Raw genomic sequence first — 21,443 nt, 5'->3', positions numbered from 1 at the left:
CGACGCGGCCGCCGCGCCCGGCGCGCCTCGAGCGGCGCGGCGACCAGGTGTGGGTCGAGCTCGCCGAGGGCGAGGCCGGCGTGGCGCCGGGCCAGGCCTGCGTGCTCTATGCCGGCGACGACGCCGGCGCGCGCGTGCTCGGCGGCGGCTTCGTCGCGCGCGCCGAGCGCGCCGCCAGGGCCGAGGCGCAGCTCGCCCGGCTGATGGCCGCACCCGCCGCCGCCCACACCCCGTGACGGCGGCCGGACGCTACGGCCACCGCGTTGCTGGCGCGCCCTCTCAGTCGTGCAGGATGGTGCCGGCGGTCAGGATCTTCAGCACGTTGATCGCCTCCTCGCCGGTGGTGCGCGGCTGCGCGCGCTCGCGCACGCAGGCGATGAAATGCTCGAGCTCGCGCGTCAGCGGCATGCCCGGCTCGACCGGCACGTAGCTCGGCTCGTTGGTGGTGAAGGCCCACTGGCCGCTGTCCTGCCACACCGCGTGGCGGTAGACGGCGAGCTTTCGCTCCCACGGCTCGACGTCGTCGAACACCGCCATCGCCTTCTCGCCGACCACGGTGAGGCGGCGCTCGCGATAGGGGTTGAGCCGCGAGGTGAACAGGTGGCTGCGCAGCCCGCCGGGAAAGCGCATGTGCAGATGCGCGAAGTCGCTGAGATTGTCGAGCAGCGCCGCGCCCTCGCCGCGCACCGAGACCGGCGCGGTGCCGGTGATCGCCAGGATCATCGACAGGTCGTGCGGCGCCAGGTCCCACAGCGCGTCGTTCTCGGTGTGGAACTTGCCGAGGCCGAGGCGGTGCGAATGGATGTAGCCGACCGCGCCGAGCTCGCCGGCGTCGATCAGCGCCTTGAGCCGCTCGAAGGCGGGGTGGAAGCGCAGCACGTGGCCGACCATCAGCACCCGGCCGGCCGCATGCGCCGCCGCCACCGCCTTCTCGGCCGAGGCGACGGTGAGCGCGATCGGCTTTTCGACCAGCACGTCCTTGCCCGCTTCGACCGCGCGCACGGCGTATTCGGCGTGGAACTGCGGCGGCAGCGCCAGGACGATGGCGTCGACCTCGGCATGGTCGAACAGCGTGTCGGGCGCGATCGCCAGGCAGTCGTGCTCGCTGGCGAAGCCCTCGGCCCTGGCCGCATTGGCATCGGAGACGGCATGGAGCGCACCGAGCGCCTTGAGCGTGCGGATGTGGTTGGCTCCCCAGTAGCCACATCCCAAAACGGCGATCCGCGGTGTCATTCCGTCCCTTGGCACGAGAACAGCGCCGGCTGCGGCGCGGAGAAAGAAGGCGTGGCAGACACATATCGACGCACCGCGCCCGACTCAACCCTGCGCGTGAGCCCCGGCCACGGCCCCGCCGCCGCGCCGCCTCCGGCCGAACCCGCGCCGCGCGCGTCCCGCTGCCCACGCTGCGCCCGGCGTTGCCTGCCGCGCCGAGCGGCGCCGGCCGCGCCCGGCCAGGCGCCGCTTCGCGCAGCGGCGGGACGCGCCGCGCCGGCCGCTTGACAGCCTCGCCGGCCGCCCCTTATATCCGCCCGTCGCCGGCCGCAAGGCCCCGGCCCGGGCGCCCGCGCGCACCCCGGCCGCCGCGCGATGGCGGAGTAGCTCAGTCGGTTAGAGCAGAGGAATCATAATCCTTGTGTCGGGGGTTCGAGTCCCTCCTCCGCTACCACTTTAAAATCAACAACTTACAGTCAGAACATCCCCTCCAAATGACCGGCCTCCATGTACCAACGGCCGCTACTGTGTGACAAACAATTTCAACGACTTGAACGGCGTTGAAATGACTGGATGACACATGGGCGTCACATAGGCGAGCCCAAAGATACATTGGCAATCGTGGAATGGTTGTTTAACATTTCTTGGCAGGCTGCTCGAAAAGGCGTTGGGGGAAGCTTTGCCGATACCAGGTTTTGACCGGAATGGACTGATCCCGCCGTTCGTAGGCGGTGACGCCACTGTTGCAGACCGTTCACCGTACTTCGCAACGATGGTCGAACTCACGCAGACGCTCGCAGCCACCGACGAAAGAAAGGCGCTGCTGCGCAACCTGCTAGAGTACAGACGAGTGCTCGCCGGCGACGGCTACGTCTCAGGTATCCAGTTCATCGACGGCAGCTTTGTCGAGAACGTTGAAGCGACAGCGCTTCGGGCGCCTCGAGACATCGACATCTTCAGCATCCTGAATCGGCCGGCGAAGTACGCAGGTGCGGACGCAGCACTGCTTCAGGCCGGCGGGGTGTTTTGGCACGAGAGAGTGGCGAACCGGGACCAGAACAAGGCGACATTGAACCTCGATACCTATGCTGTGCTGGTTGAAGAACTGGACCTTGGTTCGCTTCTGCGCCACGTCATGTACTGGCAGAGCCTTTTCTCCCATCAAAGAGACACGTTCGCATGGAAGGGCTTTGTCGCAATAATGCTCAATGCGGCCGACGATGATGCCGCAGCGGCACTGCTGGGGAATGCGTGATGCAGCCTACCCTGCTTTCGCTTGAGGCGCTCGAAACCGACCGGCAATTCGTGGAACGGCAACTGAAAGAGGCCGCGGGTTCCGCTTGGGGCACATCCCGCCTTATGTGGGACAATCGTCTCAAGGAAATCGATGAGCAGATTGCCAGTCTCCGCGCCAAGTCGAATAGCTATGCGAGCGTCGCGCTGATTTTCGATGGCCTCCCGGTGATCGGCCAGGGCGATATTCGACTAGATTTCTCGACCGATGCGCTCGACAGCTATCAAAAGATGATCGCGATGGCGCTTGCTGCCCAGCAGGGCGACGCGTTGCCCGATCGGGGGAGAGTAAAGGGCGCTGAGAAGGCGAGACTTTTCATCCGAGATTTGGTCCGGGGTTCGATGGGATTTGTTCTTGAGGAGATCGCGCCTGAGCAACAGGAGTTGGTCGCCACGCCGCTGAAGCACGCGGTGGAGGACGCCACCTCACTTATCCGGCTGCTATCCGAAGAACCGGAGGAGAGGTTCGCGGAGGCGCTCGAAGAGACCCAACCGCGCCTGATCGCCGCCGTTCAAAAGTTTGCGAAGGTTCTCCACGAAGCAGGTGCCAGCACTCGAATTGTGGGAGATGAGAACCGCGTGAGCCTAAGTTCTGAAGCCGTCGCGCGGCTGACTGAAAAATTGAACGAAGTCGAAGTGAAGGACGACGTCGAGCGTTTCGACGGGGTACTCTTAGGAATACTTCCCGATGCCCACCAATTTGAGCTGAGGATTGAAGGCGACCATCCGACAATGAAGGGCGCCGTCGCTGATGATCTCGTCACGAAGTATCTCGCCGATGTCCAGTTCAAAGAGCAGCTGCTCTTAAAGCCCGTGCGCGCGAGCATTAAGTTTGTGAGAACGCTTCGCAATGGGAAACTGGTGAAAGAGCAGCGGATACTTGAGAACCTCGAACCCCTCGCCCAAATCGGCAGCGGCTAGACGTCTTCCGCCATCTCTTCCGGTATGCGTCCTGCGAAGAGCCCGGCCGCTTCTTCGGCCTCCTCGCTCCCCCACCACGAGGTTTCCGATTCCTCATGCGTGAGCCGGGAAATCGCCATCCATAGCACACGGCCAGATCGATACGGTCACGGGAGCGGCCCTTGTGCATCGTGCGGTTGCCGGCCGTGTCGGTGTTGATGACGACGTTTTCCATACACCAGCGTAGCACGGGCGAATCCCACTTCACCCTGACGAGCGTCTGAGAGCGACATAACCGGGGTCCGCACCGAGCCTGATGCGAAGCATCCGGCCGTCGACGCGCGATGGCGAGATGACGGCCCCCTGCCGCCCGCGGCCGGCGCACGCATGCAGATCGGGCAGCACGGTATCGCGCCCCTCCCGCTGCTTGCCCTTCGCTGGCGGCCCGCGCACCTATCGCCGGAGCGTTTCCAGGCGACGTGGAAACCGGCTCGCCGTTCCCCCTTGCCGCGCGACCCTCGATACAGCGGCCCCCCGCCCCTCATCCCGCGCGGCGGCGGCGGGCGAGGCGGGTGATGGCGGGGGCCAGCATGAGCAGGATCAGCGCTGCCGAGCAGGCCAGGAAGGCGGCGCTGATCGGCCGGTCGATGAAGGTCGTCAGGTCGCCGCGCGAGAACAGCAGCGCGCGACGGAAGTGCTGTTCGAGCATCGGCCCGAGGATGAAGCCCATCAGCAGCGGCGCGGTCGGATACTGGAACAGGTTCATCACGTAGCCGAGCGCGCCGAACACGATCACCATGGCGACGTCGAAGGTGCTGTTGTTGACGCTGTAGACGCCGACGCAGATGAAGAAGATGATGGCCGGAAACAGCAGGTGCTGCGGCACGCGCAGGATGCGCACCCACACGCCGATCAGCGGGATGTTGAGCACCAGGAGCATCAAATTGCCGACCCAGAAGCTGACCACCAGGCCCCAGAACAGGTCGGCGTTGGAGGAGAAGAACTCCGGCCGCGGCGTGATGCCGTGGATCATCATCGCGCCGAGCAGCACCGCCATCGAGGCGTCGCCGGGAATGCCGAGCGCCAGCGTCGGGATGAAGGCGGCCTGGGTCGAGGCGTTGTTGGCCGCCTCCGGCGCCGAGATGCCCTCGATGGCGCCCTTGCCGAAGCGGCTGGGGTCGCGCGCCACGCGCTTTTCCATCGCGTAGGCGAGGAAGGCGGCGAGCGTCGGCCCGGCGCCGGGCAGGATGCCGATGAAGGAGCCGATGCCGGCGCCGCGCATGGCCGGCTTGTAGCACTGCGCCAGGTCCTGCCTGGTTGGCATCAGCTCGCGCAGGCGCACCGTCTTCAGGTGGCCGTCGGTCGGCCGCGGCTTGCCGACATTGCTGAGGATCTCGGCGACGCCGAACAGCCCCATCGCCATGGCCACCAGGTTGAGCCCGTCCTGCAGCTCGAGAATGCCGAAGGTGTAGCGCAGCTCGCCCGAGGTGGTGTCCATGCCGACCATGGCCAGAAGCAGGCCCGCCGTCACCGACACCATGCCCTTGAGCGGCGAGCCGAGCGCCATGGTCGCCGCCGCGATCAGGCCGAGCAGCATGATCGAGAAATACTCGGCCGACGAGAAGGCGAGCGCCATCTTGCCGAGCGCCGGCGCAAAGCTCATCAGAAGCACGATCGCCACGCAGCCGCCGAAGAACGAGGTCAGCGTGGTGATGAACAGCGCCACGCCGGCGCGCCCCTGCTTGGCCATCGGGTAGCCGTCGATCGCCGTCACCGCCGTCGTCGAGGTGCCCGGCAGGTTGAGCAGGATCGAGGCGGTCGAGCCGCCATACTGCGCGCCGTAGAAGATGCCGGCCAGCATGATCAGCGCGCTCATCGGCTGCAGGTGATAGGTGATCGGCAGCGTCATCGCCACGGCGGCGAGCGGGCCGATGCCCGGCAGCACGCCGATGAACATGCCCACCGTCACGCCGATCAGGCAGAACAGCAGCGCCTCGTAGGTGATCGCGGTCTCGATGCCGAGCGCGAGTCCGGAGATCAGGTCCATGGCGCGTCAGTCTCCAAAGGCCGACAGGGGGATGTTGAGCCCCGTCACGAACAAGAGATAGCCGCCGACGGTCAGCCCCGCGGCCAGCGCCAGCGTCGACCAGACGGTGCTGCGCGGCTCGGCCGCGCTGCAGCAGACGACCAAGACGACGGTCGCCGCGACGAAGCCGAGCCGCTCGACGATGAGCGCCCAGGCCAGGATGCCGCCCATGATGAGCGCGAAGGGCCTGAGCGCCGGCGTGCTGTCGGCCGGCCCGGCCGCGCGCGCCTGCCAGGCGAGCACCGCGCCCATGGCGATCAGCAGGATGCCGAGCATCACCGGCACGTAGCCCGCGCCCATGCGCGTCACCGTGCCCATGGAGTAGTCGCGCGCGATCCAGATCGCGCCCGCCCCGAAAAGGCACACGGCGAGCGCGGCGATCAGCTCGCCGGACGGGAGATCACGCTTCATCTTCGGCCCTTTCCAGGCTTGCCGCGGCCGGCAGCGCGCCGGCCAGCGAGGCGCCGCCGCATTGATAGACGGTCTGGCCGGTGATGGCACCCGCCTCCGGCTCGAGCAGGAAGGCGACCGTGGCGGCCACCTCGGACGGCGCGATCAGCCGGCCGAGCGGCGGCAGGCGCACGGCCGCCGCCGCCCGCGCGGGATCGCGAAGCTGCGGCGTGTCGACGGCCGCCGGCGCGACCACGTTGACGGTGATGCCGCGCCGCACGAGCCCGGCGGCGAGCGAGCGCGCCAGGCCGGCGAGCGCCGATTTCGAGGCGGCATAGAGCGCCCGACCGGCGCGCCCGTCGGCCGCCCGGCTCGACAGGAAGACGATGCGGCCGCGGCCGTCCGGCATGCCCGGCGCCAGCCCGGCGGCCAGGGCGGCGGCCGCGCCGACATGCAGCTGCCACAGCGCGGCGCCGGCGGTGCGCCGCGTCGCCGCGTCGGCGTCGTCGCGCATGATGCCGGCGGCATGCACGAGGGCGGTGCAGCCGCCCCCGGCCAGCGCGGCCGCCGCGTCTTCGGCCTGCGCGACGTCGGCGAGATCGACGATACGGTGCTGGTAGACGGCGGTCTGCGGCAGCGCGCCGGCCGCCCGGTCGAGGCCGACGACGCGCCAGCCGGTCGCAACAAGCCGCTCGGCCACCGCCCGGCCGATGCCGGACGACGCCCCGGTGACGACCGCCGTCGCGGCCGGCGCCTCCGGCCGGCCGGTCACGCGGCCTCCGTCGCGCGGGCCGCAAGGCGGCGCCGGCCGGACCCGCGCGCCACCGTCTGGCTGTACTGGACGACACGTTCGCGCACCTGACGCCTCCCCATGCCCGGGCCGCGCGGCAGCAGGCCCGATGGCTCGCCCGAATAGGACAAGCCACGATAAACTGTCAACAGTATTGCCGGCAACGCCTGTCCTGCGCCCCATGCCGCCTTGGCGGCGCCTGACGGCCCGCATTGTGCATGATACAAGCCGAATTCGACACCTATGGGAAGCGGAAGCGACCGGCCGAAGACGCCGCGCGGCCGCTCGCAGCGGGCCCTGCAGTCGCCCGCAGCGGGCAAAGAGTTGACACTCCCGCGCAAGTGCGCTGATAGTGTCGACACTTTGGAGATGGGCGACAACGTGGAATTCGATACGGAGATCGACGTCCTGGTCATCGGCGCGGGCGGCTGCGGCCTCGTCGCGGCGCTGGCCGCCGCCGAGCGCGGCGCCACGGTGGCGGTCGTCGAGAAGGCGCCGCGCCTGCAGGGCAACACCGCCCTGTCGTCGGGCTCCGTGCCTGGCGCCGGCAGCCGCTTCCAGCGCGCCGCCGGCATCGCCGACAGCCCGGCGCGCTATGCCGCCGACCTGCGCCGTATCGCCGGCCCGCACGATGCCGACGCGCTGGTCGACCGGCTCGCCGGCATCTCGGCCGAGCTCGTCGAATGGCTGGTCGACAGCGCCGGCGTCGCCATGACGCTGGTCGAGACCTACCGCCATGTCGGCCACGGCGTGCCGCGGCTGCACGCGCCGCCGGCGCGCCGCGGCGCCGACCTCGTCGCCGATCTGGAACGCGCGGTCGCCGCGCGCGACATTCCGCTGGCGCTCGGCCAGGAGGCGCGCGCGCTGATCACCCGCGACGGCGCGGTGCGCGGCGCGCTGACCGTCGACGCGGAGGGCCGCGAGGCGCGCATCGGCGCCGGTGCCGTCATCCTGGCCAGCAACGGCTTCGCCGCAGCGCGCGACCTCGTCGCCGCGCACTGCCCGCAGGCCGCCCGGGCGCGCTACGCCGGCGCGCCGGGCAGCACCGGCGAGGCGCTGCGCTGGGGCACCGCCCTCGGCGCGGCGACCGGCAATCTCGGCGCCTACCAGGCGCATGCCGGCCTGGCCGAGCCGAGCGGCGCGCTGGTCACCTGGACGGTGGTCGAGCGCGGCGGCTTTATCGTCGACGGCAATGGCGCGCGCTTCGCCGACGAGACGCTCGGCTATTCCGCCTTCGCCGCGCCGGCGCTGGCGGCCGCGCCGCCGCTGCACATGATCTATGACGCGCGCATCGCCGACGACGTCGCCGCCGGACAGCCCGAATTCGCCGAGCTGGCGGCGGCCGGCGGCGCGCTCGCCGCCGACGACGCGGCGGCGCTGGCCGCGCGCATCGGCGTGCCGGCCGAGACCTTCGCCGCCACCTGCCGCGCGGCGGCCGACGCCGCGGAAGGCGGCGCCACCGATACCTTCGGCCGTCGGCAATGGGGCCTCGGCGCGCTGCGTCCGGCGCTGCGCGCCACCCGCATCGCACCGGCGCTGTTCCACACCCAGGGCGGGCTGATGGTCGACGGCGACGCGCGCGTGCTGGCGCGGGACGGCACCTGGATCCGCGGCCTTTATGCCGGCGGCGGCGCCGCGGTCGGCATTTCCGGCCTGAGCGGCGGCACCGGCTACGTCTCCGGCAACGGCCTTCTGGCCGCGCTCGGCCTCGGCTACCTGGCCGGCCGCGCGGCCGGCCGCCAGGCCGGCGCCGAAGCGGGCGACGCCCCCGCAACCGAACTTCAAACCCAGAGCTAGAAAGGGAGAGAGAACCATGAGTTTCCTGAAGAAGACGATCCTGGCCGGCGCCATCGCCGCGCTCGGGCTGGGCCACGCGGTGGCGCAGGACTTCCCGACGCGGCCGATCACCGTGATCGTGCCCTATTCGCCGGGCTCCACCGACACGCTGGCGCGCACGCTCGCCGAGGACATGTCGAAGGAGCTCGGCCAGCCTGTGGTCGTCGAGACGCGGCCGGGCGCCGGCGGCACCGTCGGCGGCGCGGCGGTCGCCTCGGCCGATGCCGACGGCTACACGCTGCTGTTCGCGGTGAGCTCGGTGCAGACGGTGGCGCCGCACCAGCGCGAGCTGCCCTACGGCTTCGACGACCTGACGCCGGTGGCGCGCATCGCCGTCGGCCCCAACGTGATCGCCGCGCGCCAGGACGCGCCCTTCTCGACCACCGAGGAGATGATCGCCTACGCCAAGGAGAACCCGGGCAAGGTGAGCTACGGCAGCGCCGGCACCGGCGGCGCCACGCACATCGCCGCCGAGGCGATCGCCCGCGAGGCCGGCGTCGAGCTGTTCCACATCCCCTTCGGCGGGGTGACGCCGGCGGTGGCCGCCACGGTGGCCGGCGACGTCGACCTGGTGCTCGGCTACGCCTCGGCGATCATGCCGCAGGCCGATGCCGGCAAGCTCGTGGCGCTCGCCCAGCTCAGCGAGGAGCGCGCCTCGGTCGCCCCCGACCTGCCGACGCTGAAGGAAGGCGGCGTCGACCTGGTGCTGCCGCCGAACATCGGCATCTGGGCGCCGGCCGGCACGCCGCAGGACGTGATCGACCGGCTGTCGGACGCCGCGCGCAAGGCGGCCGAGGGCGAGACCTTCACCAAGTTCGGCGAGACGACCCTGACGGAGATCGACTATGCCGACGCGGCGACCTTCGCCGGCATCCTGGAGAAGGAGGACGCCTTCTACGCCGACCTGCTGGCCAATATCGACTTTTCGGAGTGACCGGCCGGCCTGCCGGCTCCGGCCGGCAGGCCCCTGCAACGACCGCCGACAAGAAAGGGCGGGTGCCCACGCGGCACCCGCCCTTTCTTCGTCTCGCGCACCGGCTGTGCCGGCGCAGCGGCCGTCAGCTCATCCCGCCGGCCGCGCGCGGCGCGTCGTCCTCGGTCTCGACGCCGTCGAGATCGCCGAAGCGCATCTCCATGGCGCGGATCGCCGGCTGGCCCATCAGGCTCCAGATGTCGTCGATGCCGACCAGCAGGTCCGGCCGGTCGATCACCTCGCCGGTCTCCATCGACTGGCGCAGCAGCGTGAGCGCGTTCTCCATCGCCATCAGCGCGGCCGCCGGCAGCATGCGCGGCAGGGTGATGCGCTTGACGCCGAGCGCCTCCAGCCGCTTGATCGGGATCAGCGGCGTCGTCGGCCGGCTGCGGATGCCGAAGCCCATATTGACCGACACCGGCACCGGCACCGCGTCGACCAGCGCCTTGATCTGGTCCTCGCCGGCGATCGCATCGGCGAAGATCAGGTCGGCGCCGGCCTTGGCGTAGAGCCTGGCCCGGCGGATCGCCCCGTCCAGCCCCTCGACCGCCAGCGCGTCGGTGCGCGCCAGGATGACGAAGTCATCGTCCTTGCGCGCCTCGCAGGCCGCCTCGATCTTGCGCGCCATCTCGCGCATGTCGATGACGTCCTTGCCCTCCATGTGGCCGCAGCGCTTGGGGCTGATCTGGTCCTCGATGTTGATGCCGGCGATGCCGATCTCCTCGAAGCGCTGCACCGTGTGATAGACGGCCACGGCGTTGCCGTAGCCGGTGTCGGCGTCGGCCATGACGGGGATGTCGACGCTGCGCGCGATCACCCGGCAGGCGTCGAGATTGTCGGTCAGCCCCATGATGCCGATGTCCGGCACGCCGAGGCGCGAATTGGCCAGCCCCGCGCCGGTGGTGCAGGCGGTCTTGAAGCCCATCTTCTCCACCACGCGCACGCTGTAGCCGTCGTACACGCCGGGCGAAACGAGGATGCCGTCGGCGGCCAGAAGTTCCCTCATGCGGCGTGTCGGCTTCATCGGCTGCGATCCTTTCTCGGCTGTCATGCGCTCTTCTGCCCGGAGGCGGGACTGGCTTCGGCGCCGCCCTCGGAATCGAGCAGCTCCTGGAGAGATTCGGTGGCGCGCGCGATGTGCGAGCGCATCAGGGATTCGGCGAGGTCGGCATCGCGCGCCTTCATCGCGCGCAGGATCTGCCAGTGCTCGGCGAAGGCGTCGTCGCGCCGCCCCGGCGTGTCGCCCGAGCGCGCGCGGTAAAGCCGCAGCAGATAGTAGAGCTCGTCGCACAGCAGCGACTGGATGCGGCCGTTGCCGCAGCCCTCGGCGATGCGCACATGCACGTCGAGCGCCGGGCGCTTCTGCTTGCGGTCGGCATCGGCGAACTCGGCGAGAAGCTGATCGAGCGCCTCGTCCGGCATCGCCCGGGTGGCGAGCCGCACCGCCATGCCCTCGACGGACTCGCGAAGCTGGAAGATCTGCACCATATCGGCGACCGAGAGGTCGACCACGCGCGCCTTGAGATAGGGCTCCTTGGTGATCAGCCCGCGCCCCTGCAGCGCCTTGACCGCCTCGCGCACGGGACCGCGGCTGACCTTGAAGCGCTCGGCCAGCAGCGCCTCGTTGACCACGCCGCCGAGCGGAATCTCGCCGGCGATGAGGAGATCGAAGATGCCCTGGAACACGGTGTCCACCAAAGTCTTCGACTGTCTTTCCACCGCTCGCCCGCCTTGTGTCGACACTTTCGCGAAAAAATCCGACGTTTGCCCTCGTTTACCCAATCCCGCTCCGGCTTACAAGGCATGCCCCACAATAGTGTTGACACTTTTTTGCCCCAACGGTACCGATGTGCCGACGCTGGAGGTGGTATGAGCGCGACAACGCGTACCCCATTGATGGAGATTGCCGGCGCCGGCGGCAAGCGGCTGCGCGGCATCGATCTCGCAGCACTGCTGGCCGACCGGTCGACGCCGCTGCCCCGCGCGCTGATGATCGTGCTGGAGAACGTCGCCCGCCAGCGGCTGCGCGGCGCGCCGGTCGAGGCCGAGATGGCCGCCGTCGCCGGCTGGACGGCCGCCTCGCCGGAGCTGTCCGTGCCGCTCAAGGTGACGCGGGTGATGTTTCCCGATTCCAGCGGCCTGCCGGCGCTGATGGACCTCGCCGCCGCGCGCGACCGCGTCGCCGCGGCGGGCGGCGACCCGCGCGTCGTCGAGCCGGACGTGCCGGTCACCCTGGTGGTCGACCATTCGCTGATCGTCGACGTCGCCGGCCGGCCGGACGCCGAGGCGCGCAACATCGAGGCCGAGTATCGGCGCAACGGCGAACGCTACGCCTTCTTCAAATGGGCGCGGCAGGCCTTCGACAAGCTGCGCATCGTGCCGCCCGGCGCCGGCATCATCCACCAGGTGCATCTCGAGCGGCTGGCGCGCGTCGTCGCCACCGAGACGATCGACGGCATCGGCGAGGTCGCCGCGCCGGAATTCGTGCTCGGCTGCGATTCCCACACGCCGATGGTCAACGGCCTCGGCCTGCTCGCCTGGGGCGTCGGCGGCATCGACGCGGAGGCGGCAGCGCTCGGCCAGGAGTACCAGGTGCGCATTCCGCGTGTCGTCGGCGTCCGGCTGGTCGGCGCGCTCGCCGCCGGCGCCACCACCACCGACCTGGTGCTGACCGTGACGCAGCGCCTGCGCGACGTCGGCGTCACCGGCGCCTTCGTCGAGTTCTTCGGCCCCGGCCTGCCGGCCCTGTCGGTGCCCGACCGCGCCACCATCGCCAACATGGCGCCCGAATACGGCGCCACCGTCGGCTACTTCCCGATCGACGCGCGCACCATCGACTATCTCGTCCAGTCGGGCCGCGAGCCCGAGCATGTGGCGCTGGTCGAGGCCTATGCGCGCGCCGCCGGCCTGTTCGCCGAGCCGGGCGACGCCGAGCCGGAGGTCAGCGAGACGGTCGAGATCGACCTGTCGGCGATCGGCCCGAGCATCGCCGGGCCGCGCCGTCCGCAGGACCGGCTGCGCCTGGCCGACGCCAAATCCGCCTTCCGCGCCGCGCTGCACCGGTCGGTCGAGGACGGCGGCTTCGGCGTCCCGCGCGAGGAAGGCGACAGGACGGTCGAGGTCACCCTCGACGGCCGCACGGTGACGCTCGGCCACGGCGTCGTGCCGGTCGCCGCCATCACCTCGTGCACCAACACCTCCAACCCCTCGGTGATGATCGGCGCCGGGCTTCTGGCGCGCAACGCGCGGCGCCGCGGCCTGCAGGTGCCGCCCTGGGTGAAGACCTCGCTGGCGCCCGGCTCGCGCCTGGTGCGCGACTATCTCGGCGAGGCCGGGCTGCTCGCGCCGCTCGAGGAGCTCGGCTTCCACATCGTCGGCTTCGGCTGCACCACCTGTTCGGGCAAGTCCGGCCCGATCGCGCCGGAGATCGCCGCGGCGATCGCCGACAACGACCTGGTCGCCGCCGCGGTGCTGTCGGGCAACCGCAACTTCGAGGGCCGCATCCACCGCTCCTGCCGCGCCAGCTATCTCGCCTCGCCGCCGCTGGTGGTGGCGTTCGCGCTGGCCGGCCGCGTCGACATCGACGTCGAGAGCGAGCCGCTCGGCCACGACGCCGAGGGCCGGCCCGTCTTGCTGGCCGACATCTGGCCCGACCGCGACGAGCTCACCGCGCTGGTCGCCGAGAGCCAGCGGCCGGAGCGCTTCCGCAAGAGCTACGCGACGCTGTTCGACGGCTCAAAGCTGTGGGAGGCGCTGCCGGCCGCGACCGGCCCGACCTTCGCCTGGGGCGAGGCCTCGACCTATATCCGCCGGCCGCCCTTCTTCGAGCTTGCCGGCGCCGGTCCGGACGACCGCATCGCCGACGCCCGCGTGCTGGTCAAGGTCGGCGATTCGCTGACCACCGACCACATCACCCCGAGCGGCGAGATCCTGCCCGACAGCCAGGCCGGCCGCTACCTGATGGAGGCCGGCGTCGAGCCGAAGGCCTTCAACGCGGTGACCCAGCGGCGCGGCAACCACGAGTTCATGGCGCGCGTCACCTTCGCCAACCAGCGCATGAAGAACCAGCTCGTGCCCGGCACCGAGGGCGGCTTCACGCGCACCGAGCCGGACGGCCCGGTCGTCACCATCCACGACGCCGCCGCGCGCTATCGCGACGCCGGCACGCCGATGCTGGTGCTGGCCGGGCGCGACTACGGCATGGGCTCGAGCCGCGACTGGGCCGCCAAGGGACCCAAGCTGCTCGGCGTCGAGCTGGTGCTGGCCGTGTCGTTCGAGCGCATCCACCGGGCCAACCTGATCGGCATGGGCATCCTGCCGCTGACCTTCGCCGATGGCGCGGACGCGCGAAGCCTCGGCCTGACCGGCTTCGAGCGCTTCACCTTCGAGGGCCTGCGCGAGGCGCTGCGCACCGGCAGCCCGGTCGCCGTCACCGCCCGGGCGCCGGACGGCGGCCGCACGACCTTCGCCGCGGCGATCGACGTCGCCAGCGACCACGAGCGCCGGCTGCTCGCCGCCGGCGGCATCTTCAGCCGGCTGCTCGCCCGCTTCGAGGACGCGGCCTAGGCCGCGATTGCGAACGCCGTCGCCGCGGCGGCGGCCGTGACGGTCGATCGACAGCGGGCGCCGGCGTCCCGCGGCCATCGATGCGACCACCAACAGACGGGGCATCCGTTCCGGCGCGGCCGGGCCACGCGGTGCACCAGGCCGAGGGAGAAGACGATGGATCTGGACAAGGCCAAGACATTGGCCCTCGACTATCTGCAGGCGATGGAGCGGCGCGATCTCGACGCCGCCGCCGCCTGCCTCGCCGACGCGCCGACGCTGACCTTCCCCGGCGGTCGCGTGTTCGGCAGCGCCGCCGAGATCGCGCAGAACTCGTCGGGCCGCTACCGCTTCGTCGGCAAGCGCATCGCGCGCTGCGACGCCTGGCCGGGCGACGGCGCGACCTGCGTGCTGGTCAGCGGCACGCTCTACGGCGAGTGGCCCGACGGCGCGGCGTTCGACAACATCCGCTTCATCGACCGCTTCGACATCGTCGACGGCCGCATCCTGCGCCAGGACGTGTGGAACGACGCCGGCGAGCGGGTGCTGGCGATGCGCGAGGCGGCCCGGACATGAGCGAGCTCGATCTTGTTCTTGCCGGCGGCGACGTCGTCTTTCCCGGCCAGGGCGTGCGCAAGGCCACCGTGGCGGTGCGCGACGGCCGCATCGCCGGCCTGCTCGACCCCGCCGAGCGCGTCGCCGCGCGCCGCGTGATCGACTGCACCGGCCGGCTGGTCTTTCCCGGCCTGATCGACCCGCACACCCATATCGGCTTCGGCGACAAGGCGAACGACTGGACGAGCGAATCGCGCACCGCCGCGCTCGGCGGCGTCTCGACGCTGATGAGCTTCTGGCGCGCCGACGACCTCGGCCCGGCCACCGAGGCCTGGCGGGCGGAGGCCGAGGCGCGCTCGGCGGTCGATTTCGGCTTCCATTTCGGCGTCACCTCGCGCCGCCACGTCGACGAGCTGGCCGCTCTGGCGCGCCGTTTCGGCATCACCTCGGTCAAGGTCTACCTGATGTACAAGGGCGCGACCGGCGCGGCCAAGGGCTTCACCGAGGTCGACGACGCGCTGCTCTACCGCGCCCTGCAGGCCGGCGCCGGCATCCGCGGCGGCGTCGTCGGCGTGCATTGCGAGAACACCGAGGTGATCCCGGTCTTCCGCGAGCCGCTGAAGGCGGCCGGCCGCGACGACCTCGCCGCCTGGGACGAGCAGTCGCCCGGCTTCCTGGAGACCGAGAACGTGTTCCGCGTCGCCTATTTCGGCGGCAAGGCGGGTTGCCCGGTCAACATCGTCCACATGTCGGCGGCCGAGAGCCTGGAGGTGGTGCGCGCGCTGCGCCGGCCGGACCGCGCGCCGATCCATGTCGAGACCTGCGGCCATTACCTGTCGCTGACGCGCGACATGCCGCTCGGCCTGGCCGGCAAGGTCAACCCGCCGCTGCGCGCGCAGGACGACGTCGACGGTCTGTGGGAGGGCGTGCGCCGCGGCGACATCTCGACCATCGGCTCCGACCACGTGCCGCGCAAGCACGCCACCAAGGGGCCGGACCTGTGGCAGGCGAGCGCCGGCTTTCCCGGCGTCGCGCAGCTTCTGCCGATCCTGCTCGAGGAGGGCTACCACAGGCGCGGCGTGCCGCTGGAGACGCTCGCCGCGGCGACCAGCAGCAACGTCGCCGCGCTCTACAGCCTGCCCGGCAAGGGCCATGTGGCGCCCGGCTTCGACGCCGACCTCGCCATCGTCGACCCGGCCGCCGAGACGGTGGTGGCGGCGGCCGACTACCCCTCGCACTCCGACTATTCGCCCTATCAGGGCATGCGCTTCCGCGGCCGCGTCACCCACACGGTCCTGCGCGGCCGGCTCGTCGTCGACGACGGCCGCCTCGCCGACGACGGCGCCGCCGGCGGACGCTACCTGCATCGCGCACCGTAAAGGACAAAGGCACATGAGCGAACGCATCTGGGACCGGTTCCTGACCGACGAGGACAAGCGGGTCTATCAGCTCGCCGGCTATGGCAAGCGCGGCGGCTTCGGCACCCGGCCGGCGCTGTTCATCATCGACGTGCAGTACAATTTCTGCGGCGACGCGCCGGACGAGCCGCTCGAGGAGGGGCTGAAGAAGTACCGCACCCATTGCGGCGAGGCCGGTTGGAAGGCGGTGCCGCACATCGAGCGCCTGCTCCGGCTCGCCCGGGCCAAGAACCTGCCGGTCTTCTACACCCAGTCCGAGCGCCGCCCCGACATGATCGACAGCGGCGTGCAGGTCGGCAAGAACCACCGCGGCGGCGAGAAGACCAGCGTCGAGGGCACCCACGCCACGCAGACCGTGGCGCCGCTGGCGCCGCAGCCGCAGGACATCCTGATCGGCAAGCGCAAGCCGTCGGCCTTCTTCGGCACGCTGTTCATGAGCCACCTGAACTTTCTCGACGTCGACACGCTGATCCTGACCGGCTGCACCACGTCGGGCTGCCTGCGGGCGACAACGGTCGACGCCTACTCGTTCAACTTCAAGGTGGTGATCCCCGAGGAGACCGCCTTCGACCGCTTCGAGGCGAGCCACGCGATCAACCTGTTCGACCTCAACTGCAAATATGCCGACGTCATCCCCGTCGACGAGGTCGCGACCTACATCGACGGCCTGCCCGTGCGCGGCGGCCAGCCGGCCGCTTCCTGATGCCGGCCCCGGCCGGCCCGCCTCTGCGGGCCGGTCGCGCGGCGCAATGCCGCACGACGCATAGAGCCCCGCATATGAGAACAAGTCACGATGGCCGCCGCGCCGCCGCCGGTGGCGTGCCGCCGGCGGGTGCCGCTTGACCGCCTGCCGGAAAAGGCGCATATTCCATAATTGAAGATGGTATTCCACAATTACGGAATAAAGCCGTGTCCCTTCCGACGTCCGTCCGCCCTTTGGTGCAGCCATGACGGAGGCCCGTCCCTCCGGCCTGCCGCTGACGCCTGCGGCGATCCGCGCCCTGATCGCCAAGGTGCCGCGGCTCGACATCGCCATCAAGAACACCCCGCTCGAGGAAGCGCGCAACCTGTCGCGCCATCTCGGCGGACCGCGCATCTTCGTCAAGCGCGACGACCTGACGGGCGTCGCCTTCGGCGGCAACAAGCTGCGCAACCTTGAGTTCCGCCTGGCCTGCACCATGCAGGAGGAGCCCGACACGGTGATCGTCGGTCTCGACCTGCAATCGAACTCCGCGCGCCAGACGGTCGGCGCCTGCAACCGGCTCGGCCTGAAGACCATCCTGGTGCTGGAGGGCGCCCGGCCGAACGCGGTGCAGGGCAACCTGCTGGTCGACTACCTGCTCGGCGCCGAGATCCACTTCGCCGCCGACCGCGACGCCCAGCGTGCCATCATGGACCGGCGCGCGGCCGAGGTTCGCGCCGCCGGCGGCCGGCCGCACATCCTCAACGACAATCCGATGTTCGACGTCGCCTCCGCGCTGGCCTACATCGAGACGACGCTCGAGGTGCTCGACCAGCTCGCCGAGCGCGCGCTCGCGCCGAGCCATGTCTACATGTCGTCGAGCGGCAAGGGCCAGGCCGGCATCCTGCTCGCCGGCAAGCTGCTCGGCGCCGGCTTCGCCATGCACGGCGTCACCGCCACCGACGAGTTCCACCTGCCCTCGCGCACCGCCGGCATCGCCCGTCAGACGCTCGACGCCCTCGGCCTCGACGTGCCGGTCTGCGAGGACGAGGTGATCAACTTCGACGGCTATGTCGGCTCCGGCTACGGCGTGCCGAGCGAGGCCGGCAACGAGGCGGTGCGGCTGTTCGCGCGCACCGAGGGCATCATCCTCGACCCCATCTACACCGGCAAGGCGGCCGCCGGGCTGATCGACCACGTGCGCACCGGCCGGCTCGGCCGCGACGACGTGGTGGTCTTCGTGCACACCGGCGGCACACCCGCCGTCTTCACATGGAACACGCTGTGGACCGGCGAGGAGGATCGGCCGGCCGCAGGCGGACAGTCGTGACAAGCAGAAAGGGGAAGCACGTCATGGATCGCAGGCAGGTTTTGACGCTGATGGCCGCCACGGCCGTCACCGTCTCGGCAACGGGCGTGCGGGCGCTGGCGCAGGCCGGCTCCGGCACCATCACCTTCGGGCAGAGCACCAGCATCCTGACGCTCGACCCCGCGCACGGCGCCTTCACCGGCTATCCGGCCGGCTACGAGGCGGCGCTGTGCCTCTACGACCGGCTGCTCGACTTCGACGCCTCGATGGCGATCGTCCCGCAGCTCGCCGAAAGCTACGAGATGGCGCCCGACCTGATGTCGTGCGAGCTCAAGCTCAGGCCGGGCGTCACCTTCCACGACGGCACGCCATGCGACGCGGCCGCCGTCAAGCTCAACATCGAGCGCATGATGGATGCCGAGCGCAACCCGACCAACCGGCCGCTCTGGGACCCGGTCGCCGGCGCCGAGACGCCGGACGAGCGCACCGTCGTCATCCGGCTCAAGGCGCCGTTCGCGCAGCTGCCCAACACGCTGGCGCACGGCTCGGGCGCGATCGTCTCGCCGGCGGCCCTGGAAAAGCACGGCGAGGACGGCTTCCGCCAGAACCCGGTCGGCGCCGGCCCCTACAAGCTCGACAGCTTCGCGGCCGGCCAGACGCTGACCCTGACCGCCTTCGAGGACTACTGGGGCGGCAAGCCGGGCGCCGAGGCCGTCGTCTTCCGCTTCATCGCCGAACCGGCGACGCGCATCTCGGCGCTCGCCACCGGCTCGGTCGACGTCATCGATTCGGTGCCCGTGCAGCTCGTCGAGCAGCTCGCCGCCAATGACGACATCGCGATCATCCGCCAGCCCGGCCTGCGGCCGATCGGCCTGGCGCTCAACCTGACGCGCGCGCCGCTGCAGGACCTCAAGGTGCGCCAGGCGCTCAACCATGCGGTGCCGGTCGAGACCATCGCCGAGCGCGTGTTCTTCGGCTTCGCCAAGGCGCCGGATTCGCCGCTCGCCTTCGACACGGTCGGCCACGCCGCCATCGGCACGATCCCGCACGATCCGGAGGCCGCCCGGGCGCTGCTCGCCGAGGCGGGCTACGAGCCGGGCTCCGACGGCATCATGCAGAAGGACGGCGAGCGCCTCAGCCTGACCATGTTCGCGCCCGAGGGGCTGTTTCCCGGCGACATCGCGGTGGCCGAGATCGTCGCCGCCTCGCTGGCCCAGATCGGCGTCGAGGCGCGCATCAGCAAGATCGAGCGCGGCGCCTACTGGGACCAGCTCCGGCAGAACGCCGAGGGGCTCGGCTGGGACATGGCGATGTTCGGCTTCAACCCGTCGAACGGCTCCGGCCTCTACCATCTGGAATCGCTGTTCCGCTCCAACGCCGACGACACCGCGCGCCCCGACGTGTGGAACATCGCGCGCTATTCCAACCCGGAGGTGGACCGGCAGCTCGACCGCGCCAACAGCGAGCCGGAGGCGGCCGACCGCGACGCCGCGCTGGCCGAGGCGCAGCAGCTGATCTGGGCCGACGCGCCCTATCTGTGGCTGCAGATCAACGAGAACGTGACGGCGACGCGCAAGCGCGTGGCCGGCGTCGAGGTGCTGCCGATCGTCTTCACCTCGCTGCGCAACGCCGCCCTGTGATGCAGGGGCCGTCGGTCCGCCGGCCGGGTCGAGCCGCGTGATCCGCTTCCTCGGCCAGCGCCTCGTCACCATCCCGTTCGTCGCGCTCGGGGTGGTGACGATCCTGTTCTTCATCTTCAAGGCCGTGCCGGGCGACCCGGCGGCGCTCGCCGCCGGCGCCACGGCCACCCAGGCCGAGATCGAGGCGACGCGCGTGCGCCTCGGCCTCGACCAGCCGCTCGTCGTCCAGTACGTCAACCACGTGCTCGGCGTGTTCGTCGGCGACTTCGGCTATTCGACCACCTTCCGCGGCAACCCGCTGCCGCACATCCTGGCCCGCGTTCCGGCGACGCTCGAGCTGGCCGGCGCGGCGATCGCGCTCACCATTCTGGTCGGCATTCCCGCCGGCATCGCCGCCGCTTCCGCGCACAACCGCTGGCCCGACGTCGCCATCTCGCTCACGGTCATCGGCCTTCTGGCGGTGCCGAACTTCTGGATCGGCATGCTGCTGATCGCCTTTCTGTCGGTGCAGTGGGGCCTGCTGCCGAGCTTCGGCAATGCCGGGCCGCTCGCCCTCGTCATCCCGTCCCTGGCGCTCGCCGCACGGCTGATCGCGCTCGTCGCGCGCATGACGCGCGGCATCGTCATCGAGGAGCTGCGCAAGGACTATGTGCGCACCGCGCGCGCCAAGGGCATGCGCCGCGGCGCCATCCTGGTGCGCCACGTGCTGCGCAACGTGATGATCCCGACCGTCACCATCATCGGCCTGCAGACCGGCTACCTGCTCGGCGGCTCGGTCGTCATCGAGCGGCTGAGCGCCTGGCCGGGCATCGGCGACCTGCTGCTCACCGGCGTGTCGAACCGCGACTTCGCGCTGGTGCAGGGCATCACGCTCGTCTTCGTCGTCGGCTTCCTGCTCATCAACCTGATCGTCGAAGTGCTCTACCGTTTCATCAATCCGAGGCTGCGCTATGCCTGAGGCCGTTGCCGGCCGGCGCCGCCGCAGGCGCCGCCTGTCCTTCAACCTGTATCTGTGGCTCGGCGGCGGGCTGCTCGGCCTGTTCGTCCTGCTCGCGCTGTTCGGCCCGGCCATCGCCCCCTACGACACCGCCGCGCAGGACCTGTTCGCGCTGATGCAGCCGCCCTCGGCGGAGCATCTGCTCGGCACCGACAATGTCGGCCGCGACATCCTCTCGCGCATCATCGTCGGCACCCGCTACACGCTGTCGATCGCGCTCGTCGCCACGCTCGCCGCCGGCCTCGGCGGCGTCGCGCTCGGCGCGGTGGCCGGCTATTTCGGCGGCCTGACCGACCGCATCGTCACCGGCTTCGTCGACCTTCTGCTCACCGTGCCCAACCTGGTGCTGGCGATCGCCATCGCCGCCGCGGTCGGCGCCAGCGCCACCGGCCTGACCGTCGCCATCACCGCGAGCTTCATCCCGCCGATCGCGCGGCTGATGCGCGCCCGGGTCATCGAGCTCAAGGAGGAGGACTTCGTCAGCGCCGCCGTCACCACCGGCATGAGCCACACGCGCATCCTGCTGCGCCACGTGCTGCCCAACGCCTCGACGGTGATCGTCATCGAGATGAGCCTCAACGCCGGCCAGGCGGTGCTGGTGGGCTCGGCGCTCGGCTTCCTCGGCCTCGGCGTGCAGCCGCCGGCCCCCGAATGGGGCGCCATGCTCGGCGCCAGCCGCGAGTTCTACGCCATCGCGCCGCACCTCGTCGTCGCGCCGGGCATCGCCATCTCGCTGCTCGTGCTCGCCTTCAACCTGACCGGGGACGGCCTGCGCGACCATTTCGACCCCGGCATCCAGCGATAGCACAGACAGGGC

Annotated in this window: 19 protein-coding genes and 1 tRNA gene; 14 read left to right on the top strand and 6 right to left on the bottom strand. The window is 70.6% G+C overall.

Features of this window, described 5'->3' with window-relative positions; genetic code table 11:
• On the top strand, positions 1-236 hold a 236-nt coding region (locus N1F89_RS09905), incomplete at its 5' end, for an aminomethyltransferase beta-barrel domain-containing protein (protein WP_354670318.1).
• 43 nt (positions 237-279) lie between these two features.
• Here the strand turns inward: N1F89_RS09905 and N1F89_RS09900 are convergent.
• Entirely contained in the window at positions 280-1,233 is a 954-nt protein-coding gene (locus N1F89_RS09900) for a Gfo/Idh/MocA family oxidoreductase (protein ID WP_290083764.1), read from the bottom strand.
• Between the two features lie 356 nt (positions 1,234-1,589).
• On the opposite strand from N1F89_RS09900, the gene N1F89_RS09895 reads away from it, so the two are divergent.
• From N1F89_RS09895 to N1F89_RS09885, 3 genes are all read left to right on the top strand, one after another.
• Positions 1,590-1,666 (top strand) — tRNA-Met (locus N1F89_RS09895).
• Between the two features lie 318 nt (positions 1,667-1,984).
• Complete coding sequence (locus N1F89_RS09890) at positions 1,985-2,467, top strand: hypothetical protein (RefSeq protein WP_290083763.1); 483 nt, start codon at positions 1,985-1,987, stop codon at positions 2,465-2,467.
• Positions 2,467-3,426, top strand: coding sequence for a hypothetical protein (locus tag N1F89_RS09885; protein ID WP_290083762.1), 960 nt, complete (start codon positions 2,467-2,469; stop codon positions 3,424-3,426). The genes N1F89_RS09890 and N1F89_RS09885 overlap by 1 nt, the downstream gene beginning before the upstream one ends.
• A gap of 520 nt (positions 3,427-3,946) precedes the next feature.
• Here N1F89_RS09885 and N1F89_RS09880 read toward each other — a convergent pair.
• Genes N1F89_RS09880 through N1F89_RS09870 form a run of 3 tightly spaced genes read right to left on the bottom strand, consistent with a single transcriptional unit; the run spans position 3,947 to position 6,653 of the window.
• Positions 3,947-5,452: a tripartite tricarboxylate transporter permease gene (locus N1F89_RS09880; protein ID WP_290083761.1), complete on the bottom strand. Its 1,506-nt coding sequence runs from the start codon at positions 5,450-5,452 to the stop codon at positions 3,947-3,949.
• A gap of 6 nt (positions 5,453-5,458) precedes the next feature.
• Entirely contained in the window at positions 5,459-5,902 is a 444-nt protein-coding gene (locus tag N1F89_RS09875; protein ID WP_290083760.1) for a tripartite tricarboxylate transporter TctB family protein, read from the bottom strand.
• The gene (locus tag N1F89_RS09870; RefSeq protein WP_290083759.1) at positions 5,892-6,653 is read right to left on the bottom strand and encodes an SDR family oxidoreductase; all 762 of its coding nucleotides are present in this window, start codon (positions 6,651-6,653) and stop codon (positions 5,892-5,894) included. Before N1F89_RS09870 ends, N1F89_RS09875 begins: the two co-directional genes overlap by 11 nt.
• Before the next feature lie 399 nt (positions 6,654-7,052).
• Here N1F89_RS09870 and N1F89_RS09865 point away from each other — a divergent pair, with 399 nt between their 5' ends.
• Positions 7,053-8,468 (top strand): FAD-binding protein, encoded by a 1,416-nt coding sequence (locus tag N1F89_RS09865; RefSeq protein WP_290083758.1) that lies wholly within the window; start codon positions 7,053-7,055, stop codon positions 8,466-8,468.
• 16 nt (positions 8,469-8,484) lie between these two features.
• Complete coding sequence (locus N1F89_RS09860; protein ID WP_290083757.1) at positions 8,485-9,441, top strand: tripartite tricarboxylate transporter substrate binding protein; 957 nt, start codon at positions 8,485-8,487, stop codon at positions 9,439-9,441.
• Positions 9,442-9,565: 124 nt separating this feature from the next.
• Here the strand turns inward: N1F89_RS09860 and N1F89_RS09855 are convergent, their stop codons facing one another.
• Together N1F89_RS09855 and N1F89_RS09850 are read right to left on the bottom strand one after the other, a co-directional pair.
• Positions 9,566-10,504 (bottom strand): isocitrate lyase/PEP mutase family protein, encoded by a 939-nt coding sequence (locus N1F89_RS09855; RefSeq protein WP_290083756.1) that lies wholly within the window; start codon positions 10,502-10,504, stop codon positions 9,566-9,568.
• 23 nt (positions 10,505-10,527) lie between these two features.
• Complete coding sequence (locus N1F89_RS09850) at positions 10,528-11,175, bottom strand: GntR family transcriptional regulator (RefSeq protein ID WP_290083755.1); 648 nt, start codon at positions 11,173-11,175, stop codon at positions 10,528-10,530.
• Between the two features lie 174 nt (positions 11,176-11,349).
• On the opposite strand from N1F89_RS09850, the gene acnA reads away from it, so the two are divergent.
• From acnA to N1F89_RS09810, 8 genes are all read left to right on the top strand, one after another.
• The gene (acnA, locus tag N1F89_RS09845; RefSeq protein ID WP_290083754.1) at positions 11,350-14,046 is read left to right on the top strand and encodes an aconitate hydratase AcnA; all 2,697 of its coding nucleotides are present in this window, start codon (positions 11,350-11,352) and stop codon (positions 14,044-14,046) included.
• Between the two features lie 156 nt (positions 14,047-14,202).
• The gene (locus N1F89_RS09840) at positions 14,203-14,601 is read left to right on the top strand and encodes a nuclear transport factor 2 family protein (protein ID WP_290083753.1); all 399 of its coding nucleotides are present in this window, start codon (positions 14,203-14,205) and stop codon (positions 14,599-14,601) included.
• Positions 14,598-15,959 carry an amidohydrolase family protein gene (locus N1F89_RS09835; protein ID WP_290083752.1) on the top strand — a complete coding sequence of 454 codons (1,362 nt, stop codon included), beginning with the start codon at positions 14,598-14,600 and terminating at the stop codon, positions 15,957-15,959. The genes N1F89_RS09840 and N1F89_RS09835 overlap by 4 nt, the downstream gene beginning before the upstream one ends.
• Positions 15,960-15,972: 13 nt before the next feature.
• Positions 15,973-16,701: an isochorismatase family protein gene (locus N1F89_RS09830; RefSeq protein ID WP_290083751.1), complete on the top strand. Its 729-nt coding sequence runs from the start codon at positions 15,973-15,975 to the stop codon at positions 16,699-16,701.
• 244 nt (positions 16,702-16,945) lie between these two features.
• On the top strand, positions 16,946-18,010 hold the full coding sequence (locus tag N1F89_RS09825) for a pyridoxal-phosphate dependent enzyme (RefSeq protein WP_290083750.1): 1,065 nt from the start codon (positions 16,946-16,948) through the stop codon (positions 18,008-18,010).
• A 23-nt stretch (positions 18,011-18,033) separates the two neighbouring features.
• Positions 18,034-19,629 (top strand): ABC transporter substrate-binding protein, encoded by a 1,596-nt coding sequence (locus tag N1F89_RS09820; RefSeq protein ID WP_290083749.1) that lies wholly within the window; start codon positions 18,034-18,036, stop codon positions 19,627-19,629.
• Between the two features lie 37 nt (positions 19,630-19,666).
• Complete coding sequence (locus N1F89_RS09815) at positions 19,667-20,587, top strand: ABC transporter permease (RefSeq protein ID WP_290083748.1); 921 nt, start codon at positions 19,667-19,669, stop codon at positions 20,585-20,587.
• Positions 20,580-21,431, top strand: coding sequence for an ABC transporter permease (locus N1F89_RS09810; protein ID WP_290083747.1), 852 nt, complete (start codon positions 20,580-20,582; stop codon positions 21,429-21,431). The genes N1F89_RS09815 and N1F89_RS09810 overlap by 8 nt, the downstream gene beginning before the upstream one ends.
• Positions 21,432-21,443: the final 12 nt, after the last annotated feature.

Origin of the sequence: Aquibium sp. A9E412 (assembly GCF_030398335.1) — a bacterium.
GTDB lineage: Bacteria > Pseudomonadota > Alphaproteobacteria > Rhizobiales > Rhizobiaceae > A9E412.
The sequence above is the reverse complement of the archived record's forward strand: the minus strand, read 5'-3'. Positions and strand labels throughout refer to the sequence as shown.

What these genes read in the sequence shown, in the direction of transcription:
- N1F89_RS09900 (WP_290083764.1), bottom strand. Translation starts at nt 1,233, where the DNA reads ATGACACCGCGGATCGCCGTTTTGGGATGTGGCTACTGGGGAGCCAAC.
- N1F89_RS09890 (WP_290083763.1), top strand. Translation starts at nt 1,985, where the DNA reads ATGGTCGAACTCACGCAGACGCTCGCAGCCACCGACGAAAGAAAGGCG.
- N1F89_RS09885 (WP_290083762.1), top strand. Translation starts at nt 2,467, where the DNA reads ATGCAGCCTACCCTGCTTTCGCTTGAGGCGCTCGAAACCGACCGGCAA.
- N1F89_RS09880 (WP_290083761.1), bottom strand. Translation starts at nt 5,452, where the DNA reads ATGGACCTGATCTCCGGACTCGCGCTCGGCATCGAGACCGCGATCACC.
- N1F89_RS09875 (WP_290083760.1), bottom strand. Translation starts at nt 5,902, where the DNA reads ATGAAGCGTGATCTCCCGTCCGGCGAGCTGATCGCCGCGCTCGCCGTG.
- N1F89_RS09860 (WP_290083757.1), top strand. Translation starts at nt 8,485, where the DNA reads ATGAGTTTCCTGAAGAAGACGATCCTGGCCGGCGCCATCGCCGCGCTC.
- N1F89_RS09855 (WP_290083756.1), bottom strand. Translation starts at nt 10,504, where the DNA reads ATGAAGCCGACACGCCGCATGAGGGAACTTCTGGCCGCCGACGGCATC.
- acnA (WP_290083754.1), top strand. Translation starts at nt 11,350, where the DNA reads ATGAGCGCGACAACGCGTACCCCATTGATGGAGATTGCCGGCGCCGGC.
- N1F89_RS09840 (WP_290083753.1), top strand. Translation starts at nt 14,203, where the DNA reads ATGGATCTGGACAAGGCCAAGACATTGGCCCTCGACTATCTGCAGGCG.
- N1F89_RS09835 (WP_290083752.1), top strand. Translation starts at nt 14,598, where the DNA reads ATGAGCGAGCTCGATCTTGTTCTTGCCGGCGGCGACGTCGTCTTTCCC.
- N1F89_RS09830 (WP_290083751.1), top strand. Translation starts at nt 15,973, where the DNA reads ATGAGCGAACGCATCTGGGACCGGTTCCTGACCGACGAGGACAAGCGG.
- N1F89_RS09825 (WP_290083750.1), top strand. Translation starts at nt 16,946, where the DNA reads ATGACGGAGGCCCGTCCCTCCGGCCTGCCGCTGACGCCTGCGGCGATC.
- N1F89_RS09820 (WP_290083749.1), top strand. Translation starts at nt 18,034, where the DNA reads ATGGATCGCAGGCAGGTTTTGACGCTGATGGCCGCCACGGCCGTCACC.
- N1F89_RS09810 (WP_290083747.1), top strand. Translation starts at nt 20,580, where the DNA reads ATGCCTGAGGCCGTTGCCGGCCGGCGCCGCCGCAGGCGCCGCCTGTCC.